The organism is Nostoc sp. DedQUE12b (assembly GCF_034530835.1).
Taxonomy (GTDB): domain Bacteria; phylum Cyanobacteriota; class Cyanobacteriia; order Cyanobacteriales; family Nostocaceae; genus Nostoc.
Window position 1 is genome coordinate 1 of sequence record NZ_JAVRCI010000148.1, and the last position, 6,844, is coordinate 6,844.

Below are 6,844 nucleotides of genomic sequence, written 5' to 3' on the forward strand. Positions count from 1 at the left end.
TCCAGCAATCAAACCGGCACAAAAGAAGTAGAAAAACAATTCAAAACTTGCTTGAGTATTTTGAGTATATCTGAAATAAAATATTGCCCAAATCGCTCCAAGCGTTCCTAAAATTACTGTTGGAATCGTTACGATTGCTATGACACTTTGAGTTTTCATTGATATATGTATAGTATTACGAACCGTAAAAGTTTCTAGTTAAACACATAACAGAAAAGACCAGAATTCGGCGAAAAATCAAAAAATATGCACGAATAGAGCTAAAAACACGTACTTATCCAGAACTGATTATGAATAAAATTTGATGAAAATCAATCCTGGTAAAACTGCTCCTTCAATAATGCCTATAATCCAGAAAATTGAAATCCAAAGAAGCCAGCTGAAGCCTTCAGAACTAATAAAGAAATCAGCTGAAAATCCTTCAGCTACCCTCGAACCAACTAAATAACCAATAAAACCACCAACTATTCCACCAAGCAATCCTCCCAAAAATGAGTAGAAAAATAACTTGAGAGTTACTTGAATATTTTGGCTATACAGTAGATAAATTATTGCCCAGAGCAATCCTATGATTGCTGAGATTACTACCGATACTAATATAGCAAAGATTATCACTTTCATCGCTTTTTTCGTGGTCTTAGCTATGGGTAAAGATATAAGGTTCAGACTTAATAGTAACATGACAAAAAATATCGCTATAAAACGGGAGCATCCCAATTTTGCAAAAAGAGGGGAAAAACCCAGATTATTCTTTAACTATTATTAGCCAAGAGACTCTCAAAAATAAAATAATTCATTACAGTTTTGTTTGAAATTATTACTATCAATTAAATTTGAGGATGATTTTTAATTATCCTATAAAACTTAGCGGGATAATATAGTTAAAACTGACTTGGTTAATAATCAATAGTTATATGTACTAACTAGTGATTTTTAGCAAATTTTTATATATGATTTGTTCAGCAGTTTCACACCGATAACTAGTCTAAACTACAGCACTCATGGGTAATGTAGTAATTGCTTTGAGGTTACTGAACAGTGCTTTTTATACTCGAAAGTCACCATCGCCAATCCTAAAACAACTATTAATGCCCAACCGAACGCGCCTATAAAAAATAATCTTTGAAATCTAGCTGCTTTTTGCTCTTGAACTAGTCTAGCTTTAACTTCTTTAGTTCGTTCTGCTTCTAACCATGTCTCAACTTCTCGCCGATCGCATTCTTGGCTAGCTGCTAAAAACTGATAATCTAAATCGCTCAAACTTTTGCCTTGCGACCAAGCCAGAGCTTCATGTAAAGCTGTCCCGCGTAATAGTCGGGAATTATCACGATGCTCTGAGGCTATCCAAGCGTTGAATGCTTGGGAATATGGCCGTAATTTTGCTAATTGTTTTTCTACCCAAGCTTGGTTAAAAACTTCTTCATAAATCCGGTTCTTTACTATTAATTGCCCTTGGTGCTTGGTTACTAACCCCGATAACAGCAGTTCTATTTGTTCTTCTCCATCATCACTAGCTATCTGAATACCTTGTAAAATTTGCTGGTACAATCCTAGTAAACCTCCAGCACGCTGTTCATTGATCAGCAGGCGATCGCGGATTGTTTTCAAATGCTCTGGATCGTCTTTTGCTTCCCATTTCTCTATAATATGGGTTTGCACTAGTTTTTCTAAAATTAACAAAGGAAATTGATAATAAAAATTTATCAAATGTTGATTAATAATCGGTAAATGATTATCCAATTTATAACGCTCATCAACTTCTATGCTTCTGTGTTCCTGAACATCTTTGCTTCCAGAGTTTCTTTCTTGCACCACTATTTGACAGAGCTTTTGAGTAAGAAAGGGCTGACCATTTGTCCAAGCCAAAATTTCTTTGAGAACTGCCATCGGATTAGCTACTTTACTTTCTAAACCTGCTGCTAATGGCTGAACTTCCGATAAATTAAAGCCGTGCAGTTCAATAGATTTACCGATATTAAATGGCGTACAGTTGCGATCGGCAATCAAATCTGAAGGCGTTGCGACTCCGAATAATGCCCAAGTTAGACGGTTATATTGTGGATTTTCGGCTCGTTGATTGTAGCATGAGCGAATTAAAGTAAAAAAATCTACTACCGGGAAATTCAAGCCTAAAACACTATCAATTTCATCAATAAAAATAAATATTTTTTCAGTTTTTAGTTCAACTAATAAAATGTCTTCAACAAATTGGCTCAATCGCTGTAATGCAGGTAAATCTTCACGCTCCGACCACCAGGCTTTTATATTAACTTTGCTAAAGAGATTAAAGCTCCTTAATAAGTCAACTACTATGCCCTTATACCATTGAGCAGGAGTAATATTGCCGTTGCCGATGCGAGTCATATCGATAGAAGCACAACTGTAGCCTGCTTGTTCTAATTTATGTCTTGTTTGTAACCGCAAACTAGATTTACCCATTTGTCGGGAACTAAAGACATAACAAAATTCACCTTGAATTAAAGCATTATAAAGTTCAAAGTCAGCCTGCCGTTCTACATAGCTAGGAGCATCGACTTTGAGACTACCGCCAATTTGATATTCGTACTTATTCATAGCATTTAGGTTAATTGCTCTTGGAAATATAGCTGATACAAATCACAGCTAGGCATTGCCTGATTTCCTTCAAGTTTTACCAGACCCATACTTTCTAATTTATAGGCAGCGATCGCTTCTAGTTGTACACTTGTGGGAGAGGTAACTACCCGTTTGAGTGCGATCGCGAGTTCGGGATGTTCTTGAAGATTTGCTAGATGATGCCGTAAATAGTTGCTGTAGATGCCGGCAATTGTCGGAGCCTCTTGTAATAGCTCCTCCAGGGTTACTGTTTGATTTCCCAGGTTATAAAAAGCCAGACGAGCTAAATAAGGATGACCACCAATCATTGCTCGTAGAGGAGCCAGCTTTTCCAAACCTTTCTCACCTTTGGCCCAATCGAGTCCATGACGCACTGCCAAATCCTGCATCTGCTCTAAACTAAATTCTGGTAACTTAATCGGTAATCCCACATTGAAGGGGGATTGATTAATATCTAATGGCATATAAGCTTCAGTGGCATGAACTACTACTAATCGGAGTTTTTGCCAAATTTCTAATTCGGAAGCATCTTCATACCAAGAACGCAGTAGTGGGAGAAAATCCCTAGAGATTTCTGGATACTCGAAAATTTGATTCACTTCATCCAAAGCTAAGACTACCGGAGCGTCGATTTTTTCTAGCACATACTCTTGTAAATACAATGTGCAGCTAACTTTGCTGCCAATATCCTCATCCCAATAATCATCCAGTCTGATCTCTAGGTTCAACTGTCGGCTGATATTCGCACAAAACCAGCGTAAGAATTTGTCTAAGCTAGTGAAAACTTGACTATCTGCTCTTTGTAAACCGATCTGTACGGTGTGTACCCCAGTCTGTTTTGCATGAGTAAGAATTCTGTGCATTAGGGATGTTTTTCCCATTTTGCTGGGGGCTTTGATTCTGATTAGACTTCCAGGTTTGTTGATTTCGGTATATGTGCGTTCTTCAATTGGCGGACGCTCTATGTAAAAAAAGGAATTGAGCGGCACTGAGCCACCAGGATTTTCTAAGAAGTCGGGATTAGGGACTGGGGTTTTTCTCTCGTCTTGCTTTTCGATCGTTAAAGAAGACCCTGATATTCCATCTTTGGTTCTGCTTGTTGGTTGAGACTGTCTCAAAACTGCTGGCACAGGTTGTAATTTTTCTGACAAAACGCTATTTTGCGTAGGCAAAGCCTGCCCAAGGCTCCGCCGTCTCAATACTGAGCGAAAATTACTTTTTGTCACCTCTTCCCCAAAAGCCTGTGAAAGTAGCTTCCATAACTTGGAACCAACATCTTTTATATAATTGGCATCATAACCACAGCTTTCGGCGATATCTGGATAAGTTTGCCCTTCCCAAGCTTTACGAAATACTATTTCTTGAACATCACTTAAGCCATGTTCAAGGAATGTATCTAAAATTACTAGTGCTTCTTCTATATTCATTTGAAAAAGAATAAAGTTTGTTTTAAATAAGACTTTAGCGGAATTTTTCAGATTTTTTTCAGTATTTACTTAAATTTAAACAGTTATACCAATTTAATTAATCTTTGCGACAGATGGATTACTTGTAGGGGCATACAGGTAGCTGCGCACCCCTACTCAGGTATCTGTTGTGTTCTTTTCCCAAATTGGTATTAGCTTTATTTACATCTGCCGCTCCAAGATATTAGGGAATGTCACAATCCCCATTACTTAGGCAGACTAATGGGCATGAGAGTTAATTTACAGTAGTTTTCATGTATTTGAACCACACTTGTCGTAGGGGCGCAAGGTCTTGCACCCCTAGCGCGTTGATGCCAATGGCATTAACAAAAGCTGAAATGCCTATTTTAGTAACATTCAGCCCTGATACTTTGTTCAATCTTTAACTTTCATATAAACATCATTTTACGTAAAATTTGTTTTTTAGAGTCTCATTAGCTCAGTATTAATGCAGCAATTAATAAGAGTATTTTCATCGCACTAAGCTTTAAGCGTAAGACAAATTATGTGAATATTTCTAACTAATTTCTAGCATTTTTAGAATTAATACTACAATTCTTAAGTAAGAGCATTGTTTTGCTAAATGGTCATCTAAAAAGATTGTAGCCATGAAAAATAACCTCTTTGCACTAGCGCTAACCTTATCAGCGCTTCCTATATCTATTTCTACATCAATTAATCCTGCGATCGCAGAGTCAACTCCTGTTGAACCAGCTGTCTCAATACGAGCATTTAATCTTCGTAGCTACTACATTCGTCATCGCAATTTCCTTGGCGAAGTTAGCCCCATTTCAAGTTCTCTAGACAGAGGAGACGCAAGTTTTAGAGTAAGGTCAGGGCTAGCGTCTTCTAACTGTGTTTCATTTGAATCCTCAAATTTGCCAGGATACTACTTAAGACATCAAAATTTTCAAATTAGATTAGATCGCAATGACAATACTGCACAGTTAAAAGCTGATGCAACGTTTTGTATAAAACCAGGTTTAGCAAGTTTAACAAATGTTTCTTTTCAGTCATATAATTTTCCTACTTACTATATACGTCACAGAAACTTCAAGCTATATATTGACCCGTATACCAGTGCTAGCTTGTTTTTAAACGATGCCACTTTTACACTAGTAGCACCGTTCACTCGTTAGTTAAAGTGGCTTACAAACTTAGTCATTCAATCCCTGATGGCTTGTATATAGTAAACTGTCTTGGCACGTTGGTACATTACTAGTAGTCTGCCAACGCAAAATTGTTAGGTGAGGGCTGGGAAAAGGGGAAAGGTTAAAGGTTAAAGGAGTAAACATCTTTTCCCTTTCCCCTTGCCCTTTACCCCGCCAAGTTTCCTTGGCGAATTACTAGAGATGACTATATTCTTTTGTTAACTCCTTCATCTGTGGTTTGCCCAAACCGCTCATTTTTTCTAGCAGACTCTGTACAATTTACATATAGCTATCGTTCCGGTGCTTGTTTGTTTTAACCAGCACCCTAATGGATCGATAGCTTTGTTGTGAATTAGACTTCTTGGCATTTGTCGGGAAAAGGGTAAAGGGTAAGGGGGAAAGGAATAACAAAAAACCTTTAACCTTTAACCTTTCCCCTTTACCCACGAGAGTGCAAAAGTGACTTTTGCAAGAGGTCTATTGTCTCAATTAAAAACTGTCCGAAGTATTGCTCTATTGTATTTGCAGTTTATTTCTCGTTCCCAGATTGGAATCTAGGAACACCAGTAACGAGTGTAAGTAGGAGATGATTATGCCGAGATGGAACGCAGAAAAAAAACAAGCGTATCGAACCGAGGTAATTCAACGCATCACCGCAGCGATGCCCTCAGTAATGCAGGAATATGCCTCAATTAATTGGGAAGAGGAACTCAAAAGCTACCATACTGAGCATGAATATTACCCTGACTATATCCACGCTCCCATTCATGGGTCAACAGATTCCTACACTAACCCTCAGTCGTGTTTAGCCTGGGATGCTGCGATGGATGCCATTATTCCCCTCAGCCACAATGTTAGTTGCCAGCAGTTGCGCGAGACAATGGCTGAACTAATTCCTGAAGACGCTCAAATTCAGACGGTGCTAGAGCTTGGTGCAGGTACGGCTGGTGGAGCGCTGGCACTGGCACAGCGGTTTCCACAGGCCACCTTTCGCATTACTGATGTTTCACCTTATATGCTGGTGATTAGTCAGCACAAATTTAACAAGGCTGGATTAAGTGAGCGGGCATCCTTCGAGCAGGTGGACGCCCGTAACACTGGCTACCCAGACAACTCCTTCGATCTTGTCACATCATCACTACTCTTTCACGAGACACCTAAAGAGTGGACGCCTAAGATTCTGAAGGAGATGTACCGGATCACCAAACCCGGAGGTTGGGTGCTATATGCTGACACCTATCGGGGTGAATACGCCCTCAGTGCTTCTTTTCAAGAACCGTGGTTGGATGACTTTATCCATTTCAACTTCGAGTACGAGTTTGCGAAAGCAGGTTTTACAGAACTCAATTACATCCGCTATGCCGTGGGTTTGTGGTATATGGTTGGCCGGAAGCTAGAAATGTGAGGAAAAAACTCCAACACAACTTTGGAGTACTTCAATACGACTTTGGAGTACCTCAACACGACTTTGGAGTACCTCAACACGACTTTGGAGTACTTCAATACGACTTTGGAGTACCTCAACACGACTTTGGAGTACATCAAAACGACTTTGGAGTACCTCAACACGACTTTGTAGTACCTCAACACGACTTTGTAGTACCTCAACACGACTTTGGAGTACTTCAATAC

5 protein-coding genes and 1 pseudogene are annotated in these 6,844 nt (G+C 39.0%); 2 read left to right on the forward strand and 4 right to left on the reverse strand.

The genetic code is table 11. The features are described from left to right. Nucleotides 1-288: 288 nt before the first annotated feature. The 3 genes from RMY16_RS32785 to RMY16_RS32795 all read right to left on the reverse strand — a co-directional run bounded on the left by RMY16_RS32785 (nucleotide 289) and on the right by RMY16_RS32795 (nucleotide 4,022). Nucleotides 289-681, reverse strand: coding sequence for a hypothetical protein (locus RMY16_RS32785; protein WP_322739873.1), 393 nt, complete (start codon nucleotides 679-681; stop codon nucleotides 289-291). A gap of 318 nt (nucleotides 682-999) precedes the next feature. Then, complete coding sequence (locus tag RMY16_RS32790) at nucleotides 1,000-2,574, reverse strand: AAA-like domain-containing protein (protein ID WP_322739874.1); 1,575 nt, start codon at nucleotides 2,572-2,574, stop codon at nucleotides 1,000-1,002. 5 nt (nucleotides 2,575-2,579) lie between these two features. Further along, nucleotides 2,580-4,022, reverse strand: coding sequence for an AAA-like domain-containing protein (locus tag RMY16_RS32795; protein WP_322739875.1), 1,443 nt, complete (start codon nucleotides 4,020-4,022; stop codon nucleotides 2,580-2,582). A gap of 647 nt (nucleotides 4,023-4,669) precedes the next feature. Between RMY16_RS32795 and RMY16_RS32800 the strand changes: the two genes are divergently transcribed. Together RMY16_RS32800 and RMY16_RS32805 are read left to right on the forward strand one after the other, a co-directional pair. Beyond that, nucleotides 4,670-5,200 carry an AbfB domain-containing protein gene (locus RMY16_RS32800; RefSeq protein WP_322739876.1) on the forward strand — a complete coding sequence of 177 codons (531 nt, stop codon included), beginning with the start codon at nucleotides 4,670-4,672 and terminating at the stop codon, nucleotides 5,198-5,200. Nucleotides 5,201-5,804: 604 nt separating this feature from the next. Beyond that, nucleotides 5,805-6,617, forward strand: a complete 813-nt coding sequence (locus RMY16_RS32805; protein ID WP_322671662.1) for a class I SAM-dependent methyltransferase — start codon at nucleotides 5,805-5,807, stop codon at nucleotides 6,615-6,617. Here the strand turns inward: RMY16_RS32805 and RMY16_RS32810 are convergent. Then, nucleotides 6,606-6,844 (reverse strand): annotated as a pseudogene (locus RMY16_RS32810) (hypothetical protein); the annotation flags it as partial. The gene RMY16_RS32805 and the pseudogene RMY16_RS32810 overlap by 12 nt on opposite strands.